We start from the raw sequence: 3419 nt of genomic DNA, 5'->3' as shown, positions 1-3419 counted from the left end.
ACAACAGCCGCTGCCAGCCCTTCACCTGGACCAAGACCGCCGACCAGATCCTCGACAAGATCAAGCGTAAATAGACTTCAAACACGCGACACTAGAGCTTGTCCGCCCGATCATGTGACGGTATGACTCCCTGGTCGTTATCCCGTTATGGGGTGGGGTGACTTGACGAATGCGGAGTGGGAGCGGCTGCGACCGTTCCTGCCGGTCGGCAACAATCGTTGCGGCCGGTGGAGGGATCACCGGCAGGTGATCGATCGGATCTTGCACCGGGTGCGAACCGGGGTGCACCGGCGTGATCTTCCGGAGAGGTTCGGGCCATGGAAGACCGTTTATGAACGTCATCGGCAGTGGTCGGCGCGACTCCACCATCGTGCGTGCGCATCAGCATGCGGCCAGGTGCCCGCACCGATTCGCCACCGGCGCCCTCAAAGGGGGTCGGACAGGCAGAACGCCAGGACGAAATGCCCTGGCAGAGCCTGCACGGCCGGCTGGTGGAGGTGGCGCGGGACGCCGACACCATTCCTTGCCCGGGTCTGTATCGCGCCACTGCCTGACCTCGATCGACAGAGCCGTGATCTCCCGCGCCATGGCGCGGTTGTCGAGGGCCCAGCGCAAGGGAGAGGCGCTTTCGTGCAGACGGTGGGCAGCGTGACCGCCTCACTCGGAGCGGGGGTTGAATCCCCGTGTGCTGTCCGCGAAACGGCGACCTCTGCAGCCCGGGGGATATAGCCTTTCCTGCCCGGCCATGCTCCTGCGGTACCTCAGCCTTCGCACGGCACGGCCCCCCGTGTGAAGGAGCGCGATGCGGTTACGTCCCCACCAGCAAGAGGCCCTGGCAGCGATCCGGGCGGCCGCGGGGGAGGGGCGGCGGCGGATGACGGTGGTCGCCGCGAGCGGCAGCGGCAAGACCCTCATCGCCCAGCGTGCCTGTGCCGAACTCGCCCCGCAGGGAGCGACGTTGGTGCTGGTGCCGACGAAGGCGCTGGTGGTGCAGACCGCCCGAAAGTGGGGTGAGGCCGGGTACGGGGGCCTGCTGATCGGTGTGTGCTCCCTGTCCCAGGACGACAGCGGCCTGTCGCCTGGGGAACTGGCCATGACCAGCGACCCGGCCACTGTCGCGGCCTGGGTGGCGGGGGCGCCCGGGCCGGTGGCGGTGGTGGCAACCTACGCCTCCCTGCACCACCTGACGGCTGCACACTCCAGCGGCCTGGGCCCCTGGGACCTGCTGATTGCTGACGAGGCCCACCGCACCTGCGCCGCGTTCGGCGAGGGCTGGGGCACCGTCCACGACGACACCCTGATACCTGCCGCCACTCGTCTCTACATGACTGCCACGCCGAGGATCTGGGCCGCCCGCGCCGACGCCGGCCTCCTCGACACCGAGGACCGCCCGCCCTTGGCGACGATGGAGCACGAAGAGGTCTTCGGCCCCACCGTCTACCGCCTGGGCCTGGCCGACGCCATCGAGCGCGGCATCGTCGCCGATTACCAGGTCGTGGTCGTTGTCGTCGACGACCAGGACCGGGACCTGCTCAGCATCCTCAACGACCCTCATCCCGCCGGCAGCGCGCACCACGACGGCCTGCGCAACGCCGCTGTTCAGGTCGCCGTTGTGCGTGCCATCCACGAGCACAAGCTGCGCAGGATCCTGGTCTTCCACAACCGTGTCGAAGCCGCGACCGGGTTCGCCCGCACCCTGCCGCAGACCGCCTCCAAGGTCCACGACCCCATGCGCCGCGACCACCTGTGGTCGCACGCCGTCTACGGCGAGCAGGACGACACCGTGACCCGGTCCCTGCTCGCCGCTTTCGACGACCCCGGGCAGGACGTCGCGGTCCTGTCGAACGCCCGCATCCTCAACGAGGGCGTCGACCTGCCCGACCTGGACGCGGTCGTCTTCGGCGCACCCCGCTACAGCACCATCGACGCCGTCCAGTCAGTCGCCCGGGGGCTGCGCCAGAGCCCGGGCGCGGGCAAGCGCACCACCTTGCTGATTCCCGTCTACCTGCCCGAGACCGGCGACGGCGCCGACATCCTCGAAAGCTCCGACTTCGCCGCCCTGATCGCGATCCTGCAGGCGCTGCGCTCACATGACGAGTCGTTCATGGACCGCGTCACCCTGCCCCCGCCGACCCACCACAACTCCCTGATCACACGCGACCTGCTCTACAGCGACCCCGAACGCGCCACCCAACTCGCCCGTGTCCTGGGCCTGAAGGTACTCATCCCCGCCGCCGGGACCTGGACCGAGGGGCTGCGCTCCGCCACCGGTTACCACCGCTCCTTCAACCAACTGAACGTCCCCTTCGACTACACCGACGAGGACGATTTCGGCCTGGGCCAGTGGACGGCCGCCCAGCGGCTTCACCACCTGCTGGGCACCCTGCCCGCCGAGCATCGCACCGCGCTGGAACGCCTCGGCATGAGCTGGACACCGCCCACCCTCGTCCAGGGCATGCTCGACCACGCCCGCCTGTTCGCCCGTACTCACGGCCACCTCGCCGTCCCCACCACCACCGTGGTCGGCGGATACGCGTTGGGCAAATGGCTGGGCACGTGCCGCACCCGCGCCGGCGCCGGAAGCCTGGACGTCGAGGTGCAAAGGGCCCTGGACCGGATCGACCGGTGGTGGAACCCGCCCTGGCCCCCCGCCTGGCAGTCCTACTACGCCCTGGCCAAGGCCCGTTACCCCGGCCCGGGCCAGATCTGGAACCCGGCCACGCGTACACCTTCCCAGCACGACCGTGCCGCCGCCCACTGGCTGACGAACCAGGAGAGAGAGTTCTTCCGCCTGACGCCCGAGCAGCAGGACCTGCTCCTGCAGATCGGAGCGCAACCCGACACCAAGATCCTGCTGCGGCCTGTCCGGGGCGTCGGCCATAGGGACGATTTCGTCCAAGGGCTGCCCTACGCGGCCCGTTTTCTCGCAGAGGAAGGTCACCTGGACATCCCCGCGGGCCACCAGGTCACGTGGAAGGGAAGTCGCGGCGGTCCCGCCGGCTCCTTCCCGCTGGGAGCCTGGTTCCATAAGCGCCTCGCGACCCTGGCGACCCTGCACCCCATGGAACACAGCGCTCTGAACGCGCTGCTTGAACTGGCCCGCCGCGCCGCCGAGTTCGGTCAAACCCCCGACGAGCCCCCTTCCCCACAGGCACGCCAGAGCCGGACACGGGCGGGAGCGGTCCCCCAGGATGCTGTCGCAGACCTCACCGGCCGCCCCCACGCGTTGGCCGCCACCTACCGCAAGGCCCGCCGGGGCAAAACACCGACGGCCTTCGTCCTGGAGCGCGCCGACGGGTGGAGCGCGCGGGTCGACACCTCCACCTGAGCTGTACTGAGTTTCGTAGAGTCCGGTGATCTTGGCTCAGGCGGACTGCGGGACTTGTTCCAGGCTCTGCCAGAAGTCCCGTTCGTACTCG

General features: G+C 69.1%; 1 protein-coding gene and 1 pseudogene. Both read left to right on the top strand.

Going from position 1 to position 3419, the window contains the following annotated elements; genetic code table 11:
- Positions 1–147: 147 nt before the first annotated feature.
- Positions 148–357: pseudogene (locus ACFXPL_RS36990) on the top strand (transposase); the annotation flags it as partial.
- Positions 358–802: 445 nt separating this feature from the next.
- Positions 803–3328, top strand: a complete 2526-nt coding sequence (locus ACFXPL_RS36985; protein ID WP_384927565.1) for a Helicase associated domain protein — start codon at positions 803–805, stop codon at positions 3326–3328.
- The last annotated feature ends 91 nt before the right edge of the window (positions 3329–3419 follow it).

The sequence above is a fragment of the Streptomyces sp. NPDC059092 genome (assembly GCF_042756365.1).
GTDB lineage: Bacteria > Actinomycetota > Actinomycetes > Streptomycetales > Streptomycetaceae > Streptomyces.
Note: the sequence above shows the minus strand (reverse complement) of the source record. Positions and strands in the feature narration are given on the sequence as shown.